This is a genomic window from Micromonospora sp. KC723 (assembly GCF_004348595.1).
Taxonomy (GTDB): Bacteria; Actinomycetota; Actinomycetes; order Mycobacteriales; family Micromonosporaceae; genus Micromonospora.
Genome location: NZ_SMKD01000046.1, coordinates 19,288 through 39,157, shown reverse-complemented (window position 1 = coordinate 39,157; position 19,870 = coordinate 19,288). Strand labels below are relative to the sequence as shown.

Here is a 19,870-nt window from a genome sequence, read left to right as displayed (position 1 = left end):
CCGCCCGGGGAAGCCGCCGTGCGCCCCGCTCCGCCCGAAGCCGCTGGCTCGCCGCCGGTGGCGTCACCGCGCTCGCCACCGTCCTCGGCCTCAGTCTCGCCCTGCGCTCCGGTGCGGCCCCCGCCTGCGCCGCACCGGTCCGGGCCGGGGCCCCGCTCGCCGCCGCGCCACCGGTCGGCGACACCGTTCTCAAGGGAAAGGCGACCTTCTACGACTCCCAGGGTGGCGGCGGCAACTGCTCGTACCCCAGCGCGCCCGCCAACCGGCTCTACGTCGCCCTCGGCCCCGGCGAGTACGCCGCCGGCGCCGCCTGCGGCGGATCCCTCGACGTCACCGGGCCACGCGGCACCGTCCGGGTCCTGATCACCGACCAGTGCCCGGAGTGCGCACCCGGGCACCTCGACCTGTCCCGGGAGGCGTTCGCCCGTATCGCCGATCCCGTACAGGGCGTCGTCCCGGTCAGCTACCGGGCCGTCGTCGACCCGCCGTTGCCCGGCCCGCTCACCTTCCGGATCAAGGAAGGCGCCTCGCAGTACTGGTTCGCGGTGCTCGTCGGCGACCACGGCAACCCGCTGCGCTCCGTCGAGGTGCGCCAGGGCGGCTCCGGCACGTTCCGTCCGGCCGCCAGGCAGGACTACAACTACTGGCTGATCGAGTCCGGCGCCGGCCCCGGCCCGTACACCGTCCGGGTCACCGACGTGTACGGCCACCGCGCCACCGCCACCGGCGTCACCATGTCCCCCGGGCGGGTGCAGCGCAGCACCGTCCGGATGTACGGCTCCACCGGCGCGGCGCCCGCCGCCGCGGTGGCGCGGGCCGCCGCCCCCAGCCGGGTGTCGTCGCCGAGGCCGAGCGTGGGCCCGTCCCGGAGTGCCCCGCCGCGCCCGTCGGCCAGCGTGTCGGCCGACGCCGCCCCGCCCGCGCCGGCCGGCGAGACGGTCGCGCGGCCCTTGGCGGCAGAGCGGCCCCAGCCCTCCTCCTGCGGCTGACCAATCCCCTCCGGGCCGCCCCGCCCCCGTTGATCGACCACGTCTGCGGTATCCGCGCCGCTCCCCGGCGCGGATACCGCAGACCTGCCGCGATCCGGGGCGGTACGGACGTCAGTCGCACTCGACCAGGCCGGCGCGGACGGCGTTGATGGCCGCCGTCGTGCGGTTGGGCGCGTCCAACTTGAGCATGATGCTGGCCACCAGGCGCTTGGCGCCGTGACTGGAGATGCCCAACCGGCGGGCGATCTGCTTGTTGCTGAGTCCCTTCACGAGCAGGGTGAGCGCCTCGGTCTCCCGGGGGGTCAGGTTCACCGTCCGGGTGCGGGTGCCCGGCGCCGGCTCGTCGGCGCGGGCGAGCAGGGCGCGGGTCAGCGTGGGCGGCATCGGCAGCTCACCCCGGCGACTGCGACGCAGGGTGTCGCTCAACAGGTCTGCGGTGAGGCGTTGCTGGGACACGAATCCGTCGACCGGCATCGACGCCAGCCGGGTGACGTTGGTGGTGGCCGCCTCGTCGACGAGCAGAATGACATGGGCGCTGCCGCGCACCGCACGGCCCTCGGTCTCCAGCCAGTGCGCCTCCGGCGGCGCGACGATGAGGAAGTCGACCGGGTCCAACTGCGACAGCGCCTCGTACTCCTCCCGCGATCCGCAGCGGTGCACCGTCGAGACCTCCGGCACGCAACCGAGCACCGCCTCGATGCCCCGGCCGAACACCTCGTTGTCCACCAGGACTGCGACGGTCACCGTGCCGCGGTCTGCCTCCAGCGTGCTGTGCATGTCACTACCTCCACTGTGTGGCCGGGTCGTGCCGTGGCCGGCGGCGGAAGTCGTACCCTCGTCGATCGGCTAGGCCCGATGGACTAGGCGGCGTCGCGCGGCTGCCTGGACTAGGGTGGTAACCGCGTCGCCGGGAGTGCGCGTCCCGACCGCCGTTGCCGTACCGGGCCCCTCCGCGCCGTCCGTGAACGAGGCGTGCGTCCGTCGGCGACCCGTTGCGTCCAGACCGCCCATCACATCGACACTCACCGATTGGCGTGAGGCGACTCCGCCGACCTGCATCGGCTACAGACCCATCCTGCTCTCGGCAGCCGTGAGCGCTCATCTCCTGGAATGCGCAGTGGTTGACCAGCCGTCGCGGTGGACACGCGGCAGCCCGGTGGCGGGCAGACGGTGCGCGACCGCCCACCGTCTGCCCGGCCGGATGGACGGTCAGGTCGCCGGGGCCGTGCCGTCGGGGCAGAGCACCACCTTGAACGCGTCGCGCCGGTCGAACAGCCGGTACGCCGTCGCCGCGTCGGCCAGCGGCAGCCGGTGCGTGACGATCCGGCTGGGATCCAGCCGACCGGAGCGGATCAACGCCAGCACCTGTTCCCGCATCCGGATGGGGTCGCCGACGGCGAAGCGCACCGTCAGCTCGCGGGCGAACGCGAGGCCGGTGGGGAAGGGCATGGCGGTGGAATGGTGGACCCCCACCGCACAGACCGTGGCGTGCGGTGCGGCTGCCCGTACCGCGCAGTCCAGCGCCGCGTCGCTGCCCACCGCCTCGATGACCGCGTCCGCACCGCGACCACCCGCGTCGCGTACCGCCTCGTCGAGCTGCTCCGGGGCGACGGCGGTGAACCCGAAGCCGGCCGCCCGGTCCCGCCGGGCCGGCACCGGGTCGGCGACCACCACCCGCGCGGCACCGGCGGTCACCGCGCAGAGCCCGGCGAGGAGCCCGAGCGGACCCGCGCCGACCACGGCGACGAGATCGCCGGGGGCCACCTCTGCGCCGTGCACCGCCGCCAGCCCGGTCGTCAGCACGTCACCGACGAACAGCGCCTGCTCGTCGGTGACGTCGTCGGGGGTGGCGGCGAGCACCACGTCGGCGAAGGGCACCCGGACGAACTCGGCCTGCCCGCCGGCCAGCGGTGCGCCCACCACGTCGGCGCACCCGAACAGGGTCACCGCCGGGCACTGGTAGTGCCATCCGCGGGCACACGCCGGGCAGCGTCCGCAGGCCACCACGTCCGAGGCGAAGACCCGGGTGCCGGCGGCGAACGGGGCCTGAGCTCCCGCCTCGTGGACGGTGCCGGCGAACTCGTGCCCCAGCACCGTTCCCGGCGTGAAGTCCGGCAGCTCCCCCCGGTACGGGTGCAGGTCGGTGCCGCACACGGCGGTACGGGTGACCCGTACGATCACGTCGCGCGGGTGCTGTATCCGGGGCCGTTCCACCTCGTCGACGCGTACCGACCCCGGGCCGTGGTAGACGACCGCCCGCATGGTCGGGCTCCCGCCACGCTCGGCCCCCGTTCCTGGCATGGTCATCGGCGCACCTTCCGCGAGCCGGCCGGAACGGTGGACCGTGCCGGCGGTGGGTGGGTCGCTGCGATCGTGGGCCACCCCGACCTCGACCTGCCAACCACCGACGGCCGCCGTTGCGCCCTGCCCCGGTGGGCACCCGGCTGCCCTGCCCCGACGGGCAGCCGGTCGTCCCCGCCCGGGGCCGATTGGTCATGGCCGATCGAGGGCTGAAGAGAGGGGTGCGCGCGCCCACGACCGACGCGAAGACTGGCAGGCGGTGACCCTGCGACGACAACGGAGTGAGGTGGCGTACGTGCCCGATGGCGGACAGGCCGGCTCGGATCCGTGCTGGTGGTCGGCGCGGCAGGTGGCCGACGCCATCGCCGCGCGCCAGATCTCGGCGCGGGAGTACCTCGATGCCCAACTCGCCCGGATCGACCGGCACAACCCGGGACTTGAGCTGGTGGTCACCGTCGACGAGCGGGCGCGGGAGCGCGCCCGGCAGGCCGACGAGGCGACCGCCCGGGGTGACCGGTGGGGGCCGCTGCACGGCGTCGCCATGACGATCAAGGACTGCCTGGCCACCGCCGGCCTGCGTACCACCGGCGGCCTGACCGACCTGCGTACCTACCGGCCCCGCGAGGACGCCACGGCGGTGGCCGCGCTGCGGGGAACCGGGGTGATCGTGTTCGGCAAGACCAACGTCCCGTCGGGCTCGGGTGACCTCCAGTCCTACAACGAGCTGTTCGGCGTGGCCCGCAACCCGTGGCATCCGGGCTACACCACCAGCGGATCGTCCGGTGGCGCGGCCGGCGCCGTCGCGGCCGGGTTCACCCCGCTGGAGCTGGGCTCCGACGTGGCCGGCTCGATCCGGGTGCCGGCGGGCACCTGCGGCGTGTACGGCCACAAGCCCAGCTACCGCACCGTGCCGATGGTCGGTCACGTTCCGCCCTACCCGTTCAAGCCCCGGGAGGCCGACATCGCCGTGATCGGTCCGATCGCCCGGAGCGTCGAGGATCTGGAGACCGCCCTGGAGGCGGTCGCCGTGGCGCACCCCTGGGACGCGCCGGGCTGGCGGCTGTCGCTGCCGCCGCCGCGCCCGGTGCGGCGGGTGGCGACCTGGTTCGACGACCCGTACTGCCCGGTCGACGCCGAGGTCCGGGCCGCGCTGAGGTACGCCGCCGACCAACTCGCCGACAGCGGTGTCGTCGTCGAGGAGGCCCGCCCCTCGGGGGTACGGCTGTCCGGCAGCGACGGCGTCTTCCGGCGGTTGCTGGCCTCGGTGGCGATGCCCGAGCACACCGCCGAGGACATCGACGATATCGCCGCCGGGCGGCGAGCGCCCGGCGCGGTCCTCGGTGGCGAGTACGTGGCCCAGCGCTACCGCGACTGGGTGGAGGCCGACGACCAGCGCAACCGCCTGCGGGCCAGGTGGCGGCAGTTCTTCACCGGCTACGACGCGATCCTGCTGCCGGTGGCGCCGAACCTGGCCGCCCGGCACGACCATCGGCCGTTCCGGGAGCGCACCGTGACCGTCGACGGGGTGGAGCGTCCGTACTGGGACCAGATCGTCTGGGCGGGCCTGACCGGGGTCAGCTACCTGCCGTCCACGGTGGTGCCGGTCCGCCGCGACTCGCGGGGCCTGCCGATCGGCATCGCGGTGGCCGGCGACTACCTGCAGGACCGCACGGCGCTGGCGGTGGCCCGCCGGCTCGCTGGCGTCCTGCCGCCCATCGGACACCCCGACCTGGCCGTGGTGACCGCCGACGACCTGCCGGTACGGCAGCCCTGACCGGGAAGGTGCGCATGTCGGAGCCGATCGACGTCGTGGTGCCCAACGTGGCCGAGTTCAACACCCGCAACCCGGGCGTGCCGCTGGGTCCGGCCGTCACCGACGTCGTCACCCGCCTGGCCGGGCACCTCGGCGACTACGCGGTCTACTGGAGCGCCCGGCGGCGGGTGCTGGTGCTGCCGCAGGGCCACGACCCGCACTGGTACGCCGACGTGCACCGGCTGCTGGACACCGCGGCGCCACCGGTCGTCTCGCCGGCTCCCGCCACCGGGATGGTGGCGACGGACCTGCTGCGTGACGGTCCGGCGCTGGCCCGGCTGCGTGCACTGCTCGACGGCCACGACGAGGTTCGGCTGGTCACCTGGGGCGCGACGCCGGAGGTCTTCCTGCTTGCCGCGGCCCTGCGCGGCTGGGGGCTCAGGGTGCGCCTCGACGGGGTTCCGGAAGAGCGGTACTGGGTCAGTCGACACCTCGACTCGAAGCTCAGCTGCCTGGACCTGGCCCGTGAGGTGCCCGGGGTGCGGGTGCCGCCCGGCCTGCTGGTGGTCGACAGCGCCGAGCTGCGGGGTGCGGTCGAGCACCTGCTGACCGTGCACGACCGCGTCATCGTGCGCAGCCCGTACGGCGTCGGCGGTGACGGCTCGGTGGTGCTGCGCCGCGACGCCCTCGGCACCTCGGTCCTGTGGACCGCCGTGGAGCGTGATCCGTTCCTGCGCACCTTCCCGCTGCTGGTGCAGCAGTTCGTACCGCACCGCCCGGGTATCGGTTGCCCGGCGGTGGACCTGCGCATCGACGACGACGGAGTCCGGGAGATCGTGCCGACCGCGATGGCGGTGGACGTCTCCCGGGTCCGGGGGGTGCACGTCGGCCCCGGCTCGGTGCCACCGGCCGAGGCGGAGCGGATGACCCGGATCGGCCGCGGCGTCGGCGTCGCCGCACACGCCCGGGGCTACCGCGGCTGGATGTGCGTGGACCTCGTGCTCGCCGACGACGGCGCATACTACGTCACCGAGATCAACGCCCGGCGCAGTGGCGCCATGCCGGCGATCGCCATGCTGCACCGCTGGGGGCATGCCGAACGGGTGGTCTTCTCGCACGACGCGATCTCACTCGGGGCCCGGGGGCCGCTCTCCTACCTCGACAGTGTGCGCCCCGCGCTCGCCCGGCTCTGGGCCGACGGGGTGCGGGTCTACCCGACGTCGGTCCGTGGCCTGGGGTTCCGGCAGCCGGTGCTCTCCCTGATGGCCCCCGGGGCCGACGCGACGCAGGCGCAGGAGATCGTCGAGGACGCCGCTCGGGCGGTGGCCGCCGCCGTCGGAAGCGGTGGCGTCATCCGCCGGCCGGCCGTCGTTCCCGGGCCGTAGGCCCGCCGCGCCGGATGGTACGCCGACCGGGCCGGACGCTCCGTCGACGATCGGCGTCGCGGGCCGACGGTGGCAGCGTCACGGGCCGTCGAGGCGCTGTTCCCCGGCCCAATGACGGTCGGCTCAACGGCCGATCACCCCGCCGTCGCGGCGACGGATCACCACGGTCGCCGAGCGGGGTCGCCCGTCCGGGGCGGCGTCGGGCCAACTGCTCACCGCCTGCGGGTTCGCCGGGGTCGGCCGGTCCATGGCGGCCACCGCCTCACCCGGGTGCTGGACGTTGACGAACATGGTCCGGTGGTCCGGGGTGAAGGTGATCCCGGACAGCTCACAGCCGCGCGGACCGACCGCGAAGCGGCGCACCTCTCCGGTGACCGGGTCGGCCGCCAGCAGCGCGTTGTTGCCCAGGTTGACGTAGTACGTCCGGGGGTTGTTCAGGGACGAGTTGGAGACGTCGGTCTGGATCCACAACCGTCCGTCGCCGTCGAAGGCGAGCCCGTCCGGTGAACCGAACATCCCCGCCGGGTCGAGTTGCACCTTCGGGTCGAAGGCGGGGTCACCCGCCAGCAGGAAGATGTCCCACTCGAAGGTGGTGGCGGTGGCATCGCCGTGGCGTTCGCGCCACCGGATGATGTGACCGAACGGGTTGGGCCGGCGGGGGTTGGCCGCGTTCGGAAAGCCGGGGCCGTTGCTCAGCGTGGCGTACACTTCGTTGGTGCGCGGATGCACCGCGATCCACTCCGGCCGGTCCATCGGCGTCGCACCGACCGCGTCCGCGGCCTGCCGGGTCCGCAGCAGCACGTCGGCCTGGTCGCGCCAGCCGTTGTCCACGGTGAGCGGACCGGTGCCGTGGGCCAGCGGCAGCCAGCGGCCGGTGCCGTCGTCGTCGAACCGGGCGACGTAGAGGGTGCCGTGGTCCAGCGGGTGCCGCCCGGTGGCCCGCATCACCCGCCACCGGCCGGCGCTGACGAACTTGTAGACGTACTCGCCGACCTGGTCGTCGCCGGTGTAGACGACCACCCGTCCCCGGGACTCGGTCACCGTGGCCGTCTCGTGCTTGACCCGGCCCAGCGCGGTGCGCTTCACCGGCTTCGCGGTGGGGTCACGCGGGTCGATCTCCACGATCCACCCGAACCGGTTCGCCTCGTTGGGGGTCGCCGCCAGATCGAAGCGCGGATCGCCCTGGTGCCACCGGTACCCGTAGCCGTGCCGGGTCACGCCGTAGCGGGCCTGCTCGGGCGTCGGCGTCCAGCCCGGATCGTCGGTGGCGAAGTACTCGTTCCAGTTCTCCTCGCAGGTCAGGTAGGTGCCCCACGGGGTGGCGCCGCACGAGCAGTTGTTCAGCGTGCCGCGCGGCTCGGCTCCGGTACGCAACGAGGGGTGGTCGCCGCCGACCGGGCCGGCGAAGCGTACCGGGGTCGCCGCGGTGATCCGGCGGTTGAACCGGGAGTCCACCACCTGCCACCGTCCCCGGCGCAGGGCCACCTCCACCACGCTGACCCCGTGCGCCGCGAGGGACTTGGCCACCTTCTCCGGGGTCATCACCGTGTCCCCGTCGGGGAAGAGCAGCATCTGGTCGGCGTACTCGTGATTGAGGGCCAGCAGGCCACGACCGGGTCCCAGCGGGAAGAACCGCATGCCGTCGTGGCTCATGCCGATCTGTTCGGCCTGTTCGGCGGCGGTGTTGGCGGCGTCGGGTCGCCAGGCCGGCCCGGTCGCGCGGATCGGGGTGCCCCAGGGGATGAGCACCTCCGCGGTGTAGCCGTCGGCGACGGTGAGGGTGTCCGCCGAACTGATCTCGACCGGCTGGAAACCCAGTAGCCGCCGACGGCCCCGAGCCCCGCCGGTGGCCGCCGCCTCGCCGTCCGCCGCGCCTGCGCCCAGGAAGCCGGCCGCCGTCACGACACCGCCGGTCAGCGCGGCCCGGCGGGAGAGCCGGGCGGCGAGAACGTCTTGGAAGAGTCGGTTGCCCGACGGGTTGGCGCTGATGTCGTCCGGCTCCGGCTCAGGCAGCGGACCGGACGGGGTGAGGGCGCGGGACATGGCTGGCCTCCACGACGGATGGGCCGACGGTGGTCCCCTGTCAGGGCAGCCGCGCGGCGTGTGTGATCTTGATGTGGGTGTACTCCAACAGCCCCCAGTGGCCGTACTCGACGCCGCTACCGGACTCGCGCAGTCCGCCGAACGGGACGTCGTGGCGCAGGTCGCCGTGGGTGTTGATCCAGGCGGTGCCGCACTCGAGGCGGGCGGCGACAGCCCGGGCGGCCACCGGTTCGCCCCACACGGAACCGCCCAGGGCGAAACGGGTGCCGTTGGCCCGGGCCACCGCCTCGTCGAGGTCGCCGTAGCCGATGACCGGGATCACCGGCCCGAACTGCTCGTCCTGCTCCAGGGCCGTGCCGGGCGGCAGGTCGGTCACCACCGTCGGGGGGTAGAAGTGTCCGGGGCGCGGCAGCGGCGCACCCCCGGTCACCACCCGGCCGCCGGCCGCCGCCGCCTCGTCCACCAGCCGGCGTACGTGTTCCAGCTGGGCCTGGCTGACCAGCGGGCCGAGGTCGGTCCGCTCGTCGCGCCCGTCGCCGACCACCGCCGCCTCCGCCGCGGCGCGCAGCGCCTCGGTCAGCTCGGCCACCTGGCCCTCGGGCGCGTACACCCGTTTGATCGCCGCGCAGAACTGTCCACTGTTCACGGTGGCCCGCCGGAAGACCTCCCCGGCGACCTGGCCGACGTCGGTGCCGGGTAGGAGGACGCACGGATCGTTGCCGCCGAGTTCCAGGACCACCCGCTTGAACGAGTCCGCCGCGCGGCGCGCGATGGCCCGACCGGAGCGGGTCGATCCGGTGAAGGAGACCATCCGGACCGCCGGGTGCGCCACCAGCGCCGGTCCCAGGTCGCCGTCCCCGCTGACCGTGTTGAGCACCCCCGGCGGCAGCACCCCGGCCAGCAACTGCCCCATCCGTAGGCTGGCCAGCGGGGTCACCGGCGACGGCTTGAGCACCACCGTGTTGCCCGCCAGCAGCGCCGGCGCGATCTTCGTGACGGCCAGGATGATCGGGTAGTTGCTGGGGGCGATCGCGGCGACCGGCCCCACCGGCGTCCGGCCGAGAGTGACCTCGGTGGCCTCCTCGGTGACCAGCCGTTGCTGCGGTAACGACAGCTCGGCCGTGTGGCCGAACCAGTCGGCGGCGAGTGCCACCTCCGCGCGGGCCTGACGCAGCGGCTTGCCCTGTTCGGCGGTGAGTAGTTCGGCCACCTCCTCGGCCGCCTGGGCCAGCACCGACCCGCACGCCAGCAGCGCCGCCCGCCGCCGGTCCTCACCCGCGCGGGCCCAACCGTCGAGGGCGGCGACCGCGCCCAGGACCGCGTCGTCGAGTTGCGCGGCCGTGCACTGTGGTGCCTCGGCGAAGACCGTGGCCGTGGCCGGATCCTCCACCGGCAGCCGATCGGGGGAACGTACGGGACGTCCGGCGATGGTCATCGGCATGAACACGGACACTCTCCCCACTGGCCTGGTTCCTCCGCTTGACGGATTAGGTCAGTCTTCGCGCCGGCCACCGGGCTCAGCATCTCCGCTTGCGGGCATGCTCGTCCGGTCAGGGTCTTGGTGCGCCCGTCGGTGGCTTTCCGGGCGTCCCCGGCGCGCGGGAGGGTCATCCCGGCAGGCGGCCCCGGCCCGGGACCGCCGACCCGTCGGACGACCGGCGACAGGCGGAAGGGGGCTCCGGTGGCGTCGATCGAGGCGGTGCACACGTACCTGCCACCGACTCGCGTGCCCGTGGGTGAGTGCCTCGCCGCCTACGGGTTCTCGGCGGTCCAGATCCGGATGTACGAGCGGTTCTACGGTTTCCACGAGATCCGCCTCGACCCGCAGGGCAGCCTGGCCGACCTGCTGGTCAGCGGGGCGGCCGGGATGTCCGCGCTGCGTGGCCGGGAGCACCTGGTCCGCTATGTCCTGCACGCCCGGACCATGCCGGTGGTGGCGCCCTACCCGGTCAATCCGGTCCGGGAGGCGGCCCGCCGGCTGGGCCTGGCCCACGCCACGACGTTCACCGTCAGCCAACACGCCTGCGCGTCCGGTCTGCTCGCCGTCGACCTCGCCGGCACACTCCTGGCCGACGATCCCGACCCCGGCGCGCTGGCGCTGGTCCTCACCGGTGAGAAGGCGTTCACCGCCTCCGCGCAGGTCATCTCCGGCACCGGGGTGATGGGGGAGGGCTGCTCGGCGGTGCTGGTCGGTGCGCACGGCCAGCGCGACCGGGTGCTCTCCTACGCCGCCGGCACCTACGGCCGGTTCTCCGCCGGACCGTGGATGTCGGAGGAGGACGGGGCGGCCTTCCGTGACGACTACCCGGTCATGGTCGCCGAGGTGGTCCGGGCCGCCGTCGACGAGTCCGGTCTGGACCTGGACAGGATCGTGGCGATCCTGCCGCACAACGTCAACCGGGTGTCCTGGCTGCGGGTGCTCCGGCTACTGAACATCCGCAGCGCCGGTCGGCTGGTCCTGGACAACCTCCCACGTACCGGACACTGCTTCGCCGCCGACTCCTTCGCCGCCTACCAGGTGGCCCGGGAACAGGGCCGGTTGACACCCGGTGACCCGTACCTGATGACGTCGGTGGGGCTCGGCGCCACCGTCTCCGCCATGGTCCTCGTCCACTGAACCCCGAGCCTGGAGAGCGACACGTGCACACGCCCACAGCCACCGGTGATGTCCTGGCGCTGCTGCGTACCGCGTTGACCGGCACCGCGGACCGTCCCCTCGTGCTGCTCGGCAACTTCGAGGTCGAGGAGCACTGGGCGCGGGGCGAGCCGGGCCTGCCCGGGATCGTCATGCCGGGCAGCCGCGTCGTCGTCAACCGGATGGACGAATGCGCGCTGCTGCTGGCCGGCCCGGACGACCACGTCGTCCTCAAGGCTGCGCCCGACGAGGAGTACCTGCGGTACCTCGGCGACCTGGGCCTGGCCCTGCCCCGGGTGCTGACCGTCGGCAACCAGCAGCCGCAGCGCACGGTCAGTGAGGACGCGGTGACCGACGCGCCGCTCGTCGCCGCGCTGGGCCGGCTGGCCGCCGCCGGTGCCCACCTGTGGCCGCACGGTGTGTCGGTGGTCGAGGAACGCCTGGCGGAGCTCTCCGGGCTGCCCCTGGCCGCACCGACGGCCGCCGTCTGCAAGCAGGTCAACAGCAAGATCTACAGCCGGTTGCTCGCCGACGAGCTGGAACTGCCGCAGCCGGAGGGCATGGTCTGCCGCGACATCGACGAGCTGGATCGGGCCGTCCACCGGGCCGGCGGCTGGCTCGACGCCGGACGGCCGATCGTCCTCAAGGACGCCTACGGCGTCTCCGGCCGCGGGATCATGGTCGTCCGCGACACCCGGCGGCTCGCCCAGCTGCGTACCCTGATCGCGCGCCGGGCCCAGCGCGGCGGCGGCCGGGTCGGGGTGATTGTGGAGGAGTGGCTGCCCAAACGCCACGACCTCAACTACCAGATGACCGTCGACCGCGCCGGCGCCGTGCACTTCGACGTGGTCAAGGAGGCGATCACCAGCGACGGCGTGCACCAGGGCCACCGGATGCCGGCGCCGCTGACGCCGCGGCAGCACCGGCAGGTGCAGACCGCCGCCGAGACGATCGGCCGCCGGCTTGCCGCCGACGGGTACTTCGGGGTGGTCGGGGTGGACGCCCTCACCACCACCGACGACCGGCTCTACCCGATCATCGAGATCAACGCGCGCAACAACATGTCCACCTACCAGGAGCGGCTGCGCCGGACCTGGTTCGGCCCGGAAACGGTCGCGCTCGCCCGGCAGTACCCGCTGCGGCTGATCAGACCACTGCCCTTCGGCGAGCTGCGGGCGCTGCTGGACGGTGTGCTCGCCGACCGCCCGGGACGGCCGGGCCTGGTGATCAACAACTTCGCCACCGTGAACGCCGCCGCGGCCGTCGGCGCCGAAGGCGCCAGCTTCGGCGGCCGGCTCTACGGCGTGGTGGCCGCAGACTCCGACCGGCACGTCGCAGCCATCGACAGGGAGGTCACCGACCGGCTGCGGGACTGCGCCGCGACTGTCGAGCAGCCCTAGCCGCGACCCGGCCGGCCCTGCCCGGGTCGGCCGGCCCCGGCCCGCGACGCGGCCGGCGCGCCACGCACCGGCCACACCACCGGCCCCACCAGCCCGGAGGGACCGCGACCAGACAGGGAGACGACATGAGCGACACGACAATCGGCGGTGCCCCCCAGGCCGCCACCAGCGACACCACCGCCGTGGTGATCGGTGCACTCGCACAGATGCTGGGCCGCGAACCGGAGAGCATCTCGGCGCAGACGCGCCTCTTCGAGGACCTCTCCTTCGACTCCACCAGCGTGCTGGAACTCCTCATCCAACTGGAGGCGGAGCTGGGCGTCGAGTTCGACACCGAAACCCTGGAGCCGACCGACTTCGAGACCGTCGGCGCGCTCATCGCGTACGTCGCCGCGCAGGTCGAGGAGAACGCCTGATGTACGTCACCGCGCCGGGGCGCCGGTCGCGGACCGGCGCCCCGGCGGGGGAACCCGCCCCGCTCGGCCTGGCCCGGGCGGTGCACCAGGTGTTCGGCCCCGGCGGGCCGTTCGGCAACGACGACCACATCTACTACCCCGACCTGATGCGCTCCTACGGCACGACCTGCCCACCCGGCGCGTTCGAGGGGCGACGCAACTCCTTCACCGACATGGTGACGGCGGTGCTACCCCGCCTGCGTCCCCACGCCGACCACTTCGACCTGGCCGTACTCGCCGCGATCACCCCCGACTCGCAACCGGGGTTCCCGATGTGTCACCTGAGCACCCTGGTGCCCGACGCCGGGCTCGCCTTCGCCGTGCTCGACCAGGGCCTGGTCACGGCGTTCACGGCCCTGCACGTGCTGGCCAACCGGGTCCGTCACGACGGTGCCGGCCGGCTGCTGCTCATCGCGGTCGACCAGTCGGCGCTGCTGCACGAGCTACCGGTGCCGCACCGGCTACGGGTGGAGCGCGACGCGGTGGTGGTGCTGGCGTTCGACCTGGCCGGCGAGGGTGGCCGGCTGTACCCGCCGCGTACCGTGCCGACCGGCTCCCGCACCCCGGCGGAGGCCCTCGCCGAGGCGCTGGCCGAGTCCGGACCGCAGGTGCTGGTGACCGGCGCGGGCCTGGCCGGGCGGTTGCCCACGGTCCCGGCCGGCACCCGGGTGCTGGCGGCACCACCCGGACAACCGGTCACCGGGGTGTGGCAGGTGGCGGCCACCCGGCTGGCCCGGTGGCAGGTCGACGGGGCGCGGGTGCTGATCGCCGACTACGACTCCGACCAGGAACGACTTGCCACCTGCCTGCTCGACGTGCCGGCGGCGGGACGGCGATGACCACCGTCGCCCCGACCCGCTGGACCCGGCCGCACGACACCGCCCGGCGGGCCGGCGTCGAGGCCGCGCTCACCGACCTGTACGACCAGGTCGCCGCAGGGTCACTGGTCGCCGGCCCCGCCGGGCACGCGCTGGCCCCCGGTGTCGTCGGCCGCGCTGCCGAGCGGGTGTGGCCCGGCGGAACGCCGCTGCGGGGGCTGACCGGTGTCGCCACCGTGCCCCTGCCCGCGCCGGTACGCGACGCCGACCTGCTGGCCGTACGCGGCCTGCCCGCCCCGCAGGCAGCCGGGTGGGAGCCGTACCGGACCTGGCTGCTCGGCCTGGCCTGGTTGCGGCTAGGCGTCTCGGCGGGACTGTTGGACCGGGCCCGCGCCCACCTGGCCGGCCGGCGGGCCGCCGACGGGCCGCTGCTGCGCCAGCAACTCGTCCAGGCCACCCTCGCCGAGGCCGTCACCGACCAGCTCACCGTCCGGGCGCTGCTGACCGACGCGGACCCGGACGCCGGCCCGGACGCCGTCCTGGTGCAGGCGCACCACCAACTGACCACCTCGGACCACGCGCTGCTGCCGGTGCTCGGCGCCACGGGGTTCACCGAGGACGGACCCGGGCGGGCGGTGTACCTGTCCCACCTGCTTGCCGACGTCTACCTGCCGGTACGCCACGACGTGCCCGTGCCGGCGTGAGGAGGTGACCAGCCGTGCCCGACCTCGACGACCGGCTGCGGCTGCTCCGCCGGCACGCCCGGGGGTGGGCCGCCGAGCTGCGCCCGTACGCCCTCGAACTGGACCGCGACCCCGACGTGGTGCTGCGGCTGCTGGCCGCGCCGGCGGTCACCCACGCGGCCCATCTACAGATCCCCGCCGCCTTCAACCCCGCGCCGCTGGTCCTGGCCGGTGAGCGCTTCCACCTCACCGCGGCGCTGGAACGGGTGGTGTTCTGCGAGGAGATCGCCCACGGCGACCTGGGCATGATGTTGGCGCTGCCCGGCGCGTCGATGTCCGGCGTGCTGGTCGCCGCCATCGGCGACCGGGCCCAGCAGGAGTGGTTCTACGGGCGGCTCCTGGACCGGCCCACCTGGACGTTCTTCGCTCTCACCGAACCCGGAGGCGGAACCGACGCCGGCGGCCTGCGCACCCGCGCCACCGCGCTGCCCGACGGTTCCGGGTGGAGCCTGACCGGTCGTAAGCGCTACATCAGCAACGCTCTGCGCGCGTCCGTCGGGGTGGTGTTCCACCGCACCGCGGACGGGCCGCTCGGCCTGGCAGCGGCACTGGTCGAGACCTCCGCCACCGGCTTCGCCGCCGCCCCGGTGCCGACCCTCGGCGTGCGCGGCGCCCAGCTCGGGGCGCTCACCCTCGACGCCGTGCCGGTCGACGCCGGGCAGATCCTCGGCCGGCACCTCTCACCGGTACGCCGGGGCGGTTGGGGCTGGCAACGGACGTTCAACCTGCTGCGTCCCACCGTGGCGGCGATGGCCGTGGGCCTCGCCCAGGCGGCCTGCGACCATGTGCGGGAGCACCGCCGCGCGCTGCGCCCGGACGAGCGCGACGCGCTGGCCCGCGTCGAGGGGGAGATCGAGGCGGTACGTCGGCTGACCCGCCGGGCGGCCGTCGAAGTCGACTCCGACAGCGGCAGCGGACACCTCGCCTCGGCCGCGAAGCTGCGCGCCACCCGGCTGGCCGCCGACGTGACCCGCTGGGCACTGCGCAGCTTCGGCCCGGGCGCCCGACTCGACCAGCCGCTGCTGGACAAGTTCGCCCGCGACGCCGGGGCACTGGAGTACATGGAGGGCACCGGCAACGTCCAGCGCCTGGCGGTGGCCGCCGCGCTGGACCGGGGTGCCTTCGACGGGTATCCGTCCGCCACCGTGCCCCCCACGGCGGCGGGGGTGTAGGGCGGTGCCCGCCCCCGGCGTGGTACACGTCTGGCACCTGGGGCTGGACCTGCCACCGCAGGTGGCGCGGACCTTCGAGGAGGTCCTGAGCCCGACCGAGCGTGCCCGTCGGGACGGCTACGCCGACCCGGCCGTACGGCGTCGGTTCCTGGCCGTGTACGGGTCGCTCCGCTTCGTCCTCGGCGGCTACCGGGGGGAGCCGCCCGCGCGGGTGCCGCTACGCACCGGCCGCTGGGGCAAGCCGCTCCTCGACGACGGGGCGTGGCGTTTCAACATCTCGCACTCCGGCCGGTGTGCCCTGCTGGCGGTGACCACCGGGCGTGACGTCGGCGTCGACGTGGAACGCGCCCACCCCGGCCGGTCGGTCGAGGCGTTCGCCCGGCGCTACTTCCCGCCGGCCGAGGCGCGGCTGGTGGCCGCCTCCCCGCCCACCGAACGGACCGCGGTCCACCTGACGCTCTGGACCCGCAAGGAGGCCTGCGTCAAGGCTGCCGGGGACCGGCTGCTCAACGGGCTCGACCTGCCGGTGGCGGGCCCGGACGGGCTGCTGGTGCACCGGCCCGGCGGTCGGATCCCGGGGCCGTGGCGGGTACGCGACCTGCGCGTCCCGCCCGGCTACCGGGGTGCCGTCGCGCTCGCCGGCACCGAGCCGTACGACGTCGAGTACCACCACCGCCGCCCGGCGGACCTCACCCGGGCGGTGGTCCGCGGCACGCCGCCGTCGCACGGTCGGCCGTCCGGCACCGACGGACCGCCCGAGGGCTGACCCCGCCGGCTCCGCCCTCAGCGGGCCGGCACGGCCGTACGGGCCCGGAGCGCCCCCGGCAGGTGCTGGCGGCGCATCATGTCCTCGGGCCGGTCACGCTCGCGCACCAGGTACGGCCGTCCGTCGTGGACCAGCACCTCCGCCGGGTAGCCGTGGCTGAGGAACTGCACGGGCGAGGCGGTCGGCCCGTACGCCCCGGACCGCAGCACACCGAGCAGATCGCCGGTGCGCAGCGGAGGAAGCAGGACGTTCTTGCCCAGCGTGTCGTTCGGCGTGCACAGCGGGCCGGTCACCTGCCACGGCTCCGCCGCCCCCGCCTCCGCGCGCAGCAGTCGCATCGGGAAGTTGCGTTTGACGTACGAACCGATGCCGACGGCCGCCATGTGGTGATGGGTGCCGCCGTCGGTGACCGCGAACCGTTGACCGAGCGAGGTCTTGAGGTAGCGGACCCGGACCACGTAGATCCCGCCGGGCGCGGTCAGGTAGCGGCCCAGCTCCATCGCCAGGCGGGTGCGCGGATGGCGGGCCCGGAACTGGCCGAGGACCGGGTTGAGCAGCCCGGCGAGCACGTCGACGTCCAGGTCCTGCTCGTTGTCGAAGTACGCCACGCCCAGGCCGCCGCCGACGTCGACCAGCTCCAGCGGGAAGTCGAGCCGGGTGGAGAGCCGCTCGGCCAGCTCAAGGACGCGCCGGCTGTTGTCGGCGACCACCCGAGGGTCGAGGATGCGGGTGCCCATGTAGACGTGCACCCCCATCAACCGGACACCGGGGTAGCGGCTGCCCAACCCAGCCTGGCCCATCAGCTCGTCCTCGTCGATGCCGAACTGTCGGGGCCGGCCCCCCATCGTCAGGCCCGAACCCTTGACCGTGAAGTTCGGGTTGACCCGCAGCGCCACCGGTGCGGTCGTGCCCGCGGCCCGGGCCAGGTTGTCGATGAGCCGCAGCTCGCCGAGGGACTCGCAGACGATCGCGTAGATCCGCTGGGCCAGACAGGCCTGCAACTCCTCGGCGCTCTTGCCGGGGCCGAGGAAGATGATGTCCTCCGGGCGTACCCCCGCCCGGCGGGCGGTGAGCAGCTCGGTCAGGGACGAGACCTCGGCGCGGGCGCCGAGGCCGGCGAGCCGGGCGCAGATCGCCACGTTGGGGTTCGCCTTCAGCGAGAAGAAGAACTCCAGCCGAGGGTCCAGCGCCTTTCGCAGCCGGCCGAACTGGGCACCCAGCACGGCTGAGTCGTACACGTACAGCGGGGTGCCGTACCGCGCGGCGAGTTCCTCGAACCGTACTCCCTGCACGCCGACGTCGTCTGCCATGCCATCGCCTCCCGGTTCTGCCGTCCCTGGCCATTCTTGGCGCTGCGCAGCCCGGGACAAGCCGCCAACGGGCGCTCCGACGGTCAGGGCGGGCAGCTACCGGCACACCGGTGGACGCACTGCGCCATACCCGTTCGCGCAGGGCACTGGCGCGCTCGGTCGCGTCTTCTGCCCGAGCCGGCTCCGGACGAACCTTGGTGCCATGACGGCCGGGCGAGCCCGGGCGCCCGCACGGCGGCCAGGTGCGCCCGGGCTCGCCCGGCCGCCGGCACCGAAACCATCCACCCGCCACGAGCTGATCGGGGACGACATGGGCAACGGGCTTTCCGACGTCAGCGCCACGATCGGTGAGCTGATGGGCAGGGCGCTGCTGCGCGGCCCGCTCGCACCGGACGAGGACTTCTTCGACTGCGGCGGCGACTCGGTCCGCGCCGTGGACGTGCTGCAGCAACTCATCGACGTGTGCGGGCCGCCCGGAACGGAAACCGCCGAGGCGCTGCGGTCCACCCTCCTGGAGACCATCTTCGAGGACGCGACCCCGGCCGGGCTGGCGAAGGTCTGTCTCGCGCACGCGGCCGTGCCGGGTGCGGCCGGCGGAGGGCCGAGTCATTGACGGGTCCGGCGCGGCGTCCGGCGGACTGCTGACCGAGCTGCGCCGCCGCCGCGACGAGCGCCCGCACGCGGCGGCGATCCGGACCGCGCGGCAGACCGGCGGAGACCACCTGGTCACCTGGGCGCAGCTGTACGACGCCGCCCGCGCCGTCGTGGCCGGTGCCGTGGCCCTGCCGCCGGGTGCCCCGGTACTGGTGATCGTGGACAACACCCCCGCCAGCGCCGCGGCCCTGATCGGGCTGACCGCCGCCGGTGTGGACGTGCTGCCGGTCGAGGAGGGCAGCTCCTACCTGGCCGACCTGCTCGCGCCGGCCCGCAACCCGGGGGTGCGGACCGTCGTCGGCCCGGACGGTGCGGCCGGCACCGAGCCGGCGGGGATCGACTTCCTCAGCTACGAGCGGTGCCGCGCCGATCCCGTCGGGGCCGGCGGGGTTCCGGCGCGCCGGCCCGGCGAGGTGCTTCAACTGACGTCCGGCTCGGCCGGCGAACCCAAGATCGTCCGTCATCCGGTGGACAACGTGCGGCACGGCGGCCACACCTACCGCCAGATCCTCGGTCTGACCCCGGCCGACGTGCTCGTCGCCGCGGTGCCGCTGGCCCACTCCTTCGGCCTGGTCGGCGCGCTCGCCGCCGCGGTCGTCTCCGGCGCCGGACTTCGTACGATGCGGCGGTTCCAACCGGGCCGGGTCGCCGACGCGCTCACCGAAGACGCGACCGTCCTGTTCGGCACCCCGCTGCTGTACCGGCTGCTCACACCAGTGCTGCGCCGTCGCGCGACGCCGGCCCGGTTGCGGGCCGCCGTGTCGTCGGGCGGGCCGCTCGCCGCCGATCTCGGCGAGCGGGCGCGCGCCGCGCTCGGCGTACCGGTGTGCCAGTTCTACGGCAGCACCGAGACCGGGCTGATCAGCTATCAACCCGACTTCGCCGGCGGAGCGCCCGACCCCTCCGTCGGGGTGCCGGCGCCCGGCGTGCGGCTGCGGCTGGTCAGCGTCGACCCGGACGGCGCCCCCGGGGTCGGCCACCTGTCGGTGCGCACGCCGACCCTGTTCCACGGCTACCTCGGCGCGTCCGGGCCGGTGACCACCCCGGACGGCTTCTACGACACCGGCGACCTGGCCCGCATCGACACCGGCGGCCGGCTGCACCTGCTCGGCCGCAAGGACACCTTCGTCAACGTCGGCGGACGCAAGGTCAACCCGACCCGGGTGGCGCGGGTCCTCGGCGACCATCCCGGGGTCCGGGACGTCTTCGTCTTCGGCGCGACCGACGCCGGCGGCGAGCAGCGGGTGCAGGCGGCGGTGGTGCTCGGACCCGGTACCGGGCCGGCGGAACTCGCCGAGCACTGCCGCACCCGGGGCCTCGCGCCGTACGAGGTGCCGCACGAGTTCCACCGGCTGCCCCGGCTGCCCCGCACCGCGATGGGAAAGGTCGACCGGCAGGCCGTCGTCGCCGCCGTGGTCCCCGTACCGATCGGAAGCGAGGCTTGAG

17 protein-coding genes are annotated in these 19,870 nt (G+C 74.3%); 12 read left to right on the top strand and 5 right to left on the bottom strand.

The genetic code is table 11. The annotated features are described in order from the left end of the window. Nucleotides 1-989: expansin EXLX1 family cellulose-binding protein (locus tag E1165_RS13200; RefSeq protein ID WP_132391218.1), on the top strand; the 989-nt coding region annotated here is incomplete at its 5' end. A gap of 111 nt (nucleotides 990-1,100) precedes the next feature. On the opposite strand, the gene E1165_RS13195 is transcribed toward E1165_RS13200, so the two are convergent. Next, a complete protein-coding gene (locus E1165_RS13195) occupies nucleotides 1,101-1,766 on the bottom strand; it encodes a response regulator transcription factor (protein ID WP_132391216.1) in 666 nt (221 codons plus the stop codon). 432 nt (nucleotides 1,767-2,198) lie between these two features. Continuing rightward, nucleotides 2,199-3,296, bottom strand: coding sequence for an alcohol dehydrogenase catalytic domain-containing protein (locus tag E1165_RS13190; RefSeq protein ID WP_132391228.1), 1,098 nt, complete (start codon nucleotides 3,294-3,296; stop codon nucleotides 2,199-2,201). A gap of 289 nt (nucleotides 3,297-3,585) precedes the next feature. On the opposite strand from E1165_RS13190, the gene E1165_RS13185 reads away from it, so the two are divergent. Both E1165_RS13185 and E1165_RS13180 read left to right on the top strand, forming a co-directional pair. Next, nucleotides 3,586-5,064 carry an amidase family protein gene (locus E1165_RS13185; protein ID WP_165945213.1) on the top strand — a complete coding sequence of 493 codons (1,479 nt, stop codon included), beginning with the start codon at nucleotides 3,586-3,588 and terminating at the stop codon, nucleotides 5,062-5,064. A gap of 14 nt (nucleotides 5,065-5,078) precedes the next feature. Continuing rightward, nucleotides 5,079-6,428: a hypothetical protein gene (locus E1165_RS13180; RefSeq protein ID WP_132391212.1), complete on the top strand. Its 1,350-nt coding sequence runs from the start codon at nucleotides 5,079-5,081 to the stop codon at nucleotides 6,426-6,428. Between the two features lie 123 nt (nucleotides 6,429-6,551). On the opposite strand, the gene E1165_RS13175 is transcribed toward E1165_RS13180, so the two are convergent. Next, nucleotides 6,552-8,471, bottom strand: coding sequence for a PhoX family phosphatase (locus tag E1165_RS13175; RefSeq protein ID WP_132391210.1), 1,920 nt, complete (start codon nucleotides 8,469-8,471; stop codon nucleotides 6,552-6,554). Nucleotides 8,472-8,511: 40 nt separating this feature from the next. Beyond that, complete coding sequence (locus E1165_RS13170; RefSeq protein ID WP_207916872.1) at nucleotides 8,512-9,912, bottom strand: aldehyde dehydrogenase family protein; 1,401 nt, start codon at nucleotides 9,910-9,912, stop codon at nucleotides 8,512-8,514. A 240-nt stretch (nucleotides 9,913-10,152) separates the two neighbouring features. Here E1165_RS13170 and E1165_RS13165 point away from each other — a divergent pair, with 240 nt between their 5' ends. The 7 genes from E1165_RS13165 (at nucleotide 10,153) to E1165_RS13135 (ending at nucleotide 16,460) form a co-directional block, all read left to right on the top strand. After that, the gene (locus E1165_RS13165; protein ID WP_132391208.1) at nucleotides 10,153-11,088 is read left to right on the top strand and encodes a 3-oxoacyl-[acyl-carrier-protein] synthase III C-terminal domain-containing protein; all 936 of its coding nucleotides are present in this window, start codon (nucleotides 10,153-10,155) and stop codon (nucleotides 11,086-11,088) included. Between the two features lie 23 nt (nucleotides 11,089-11,111). Continuing rightward, nucleotides 11,112-12,506, top strand: coding sequence for an ATP-grasp domain-containing protein (locus E1165_RS13160; protein ID WP_132391206.1), 1,395 nt, complete (start codon nucleotides 11,112-11,114; stop codon nucleotides 12,504-12,506). A gap of 125 nt (nucleotides 12,507-12,631) precedes the next feature. Beyond that, the gene (locus E1165_RS13155) at nucleotides 12,632-12,922 is read left to right on the top strand and encodes an acyl carrier protein (protein WP_132391204.1); all 291 of its coding nucleotides are present in this window, start codon (nucleotides 12,632-12,634) and stop codon (nucleotides 12,920-12,922) included. Continuing rightward, a complete protein-coding gene (locus E1165_RS13150; RefSeq protein ID WP_165945212.1) occupies nucleotides 12,922-13,800 on the top strand; it encodes a hypothetical protein in 879 nt (292 codons plus the stop codon). Before E1165_RS13155 ends, E1165_RS13150 begins: the two co-directional genes overlap by 1 nt. Then, nucleotides 13,797-14,483 carry a hypothetical protein gene (locus tag E1165_RS13145; protein WP_132391200.1) on the top strand — a complete coding sequence of 229 codons (687 nt, stop codon included), beginning with the start codon at nucleotides 13,797-13,799 and terminating at the stop codon, nucleotides 14,481-14,483. Before E1165_RS13150 ends, E1165_RS13145 begins: the two co-directional genes overlap by 4 nt. Nucleotides 14,484-14,497: 14 nt before the next feature. Then, on the top strand, nucleotides 14,498-15,694 hold the full coding sequence (locus tag E1165_RS13140; RefSeq protein WP_132391198.1) for an acyl-CoA dehydrogenase family protein: 1,197 nt from the start codon (nucleotides 14,498-14,500) through the stop codon (nucleotides 15,692-15,694). 4 nt (nucleotides 15,695-15,698) lie between these two features. Beyond that, the gene (locus tag E1165_RS13135) at nucleotides 15,699-16,460 is read left to right on the top strand and encodes a 4'-phosphopantetheinyl transferase superfamily protein (protein WP_165945211.1); all 762 of its coding nucleotides are present in this window, start codon (nucleotides 15,699-15,701) and stop codon (nucleotides 16,458-16,460) included. Between the two features lie 17 nt (nucleotides 16,461-16,477). On the opposite strand, the gene E1165_RS13130 is transcribed toward E1165_RS13135, so the two are convergent. After that, nucleotides 16,478-17,770, bottom strand: coding sequence for a type III PLP-dependent enzyme (locus E1165_RS13130; protein WP_132391194.1), 1,293 nt, complete (start codon nucleotides 17,768-17,770; stop codon nucleotides 16,478-16,480). 202 nt (nucleotides 17,771-17,972) lie between these two features. Here E1165_RS13130 and E1165_RS13125 point away from each other — a divergent pair, with 202 nt between their 5' ends. Together E1165_RS13125 and E1165_RS13120 are read left to right on the top strand one after the other, a co-directional pair. Beyond that, nucleotides 17,973-18,383: an acyl carrier protein gene (locus E1165_RS13125; protein ID WP_243704737.1), complete on the top strand. Its 411-nt coding sequence runs from the start codon at nucleotides 17,973-17,975 to the stop codon at nucleotides 18,381-18,383. Then, the gene (locus E1165_RS13120) at nucleotides 18,355-19,869 is read left to right on the top strand and encodes a class I adenylate-forming enzyme family protein (protein WP_132391192.1); all 1,515 of its coding nucleotides are present in this window, start codon (nucleotides 18,355-18,357) and stop codon (nucleotides 19,867-19,869) included. The genes E1165_RS13125 and E1165_RS13120 overlap by 29 nt, the downstream gene beginning before the upstream one ends. Nucleotide 19,870 lies beyond the last annotated feature (1 nt).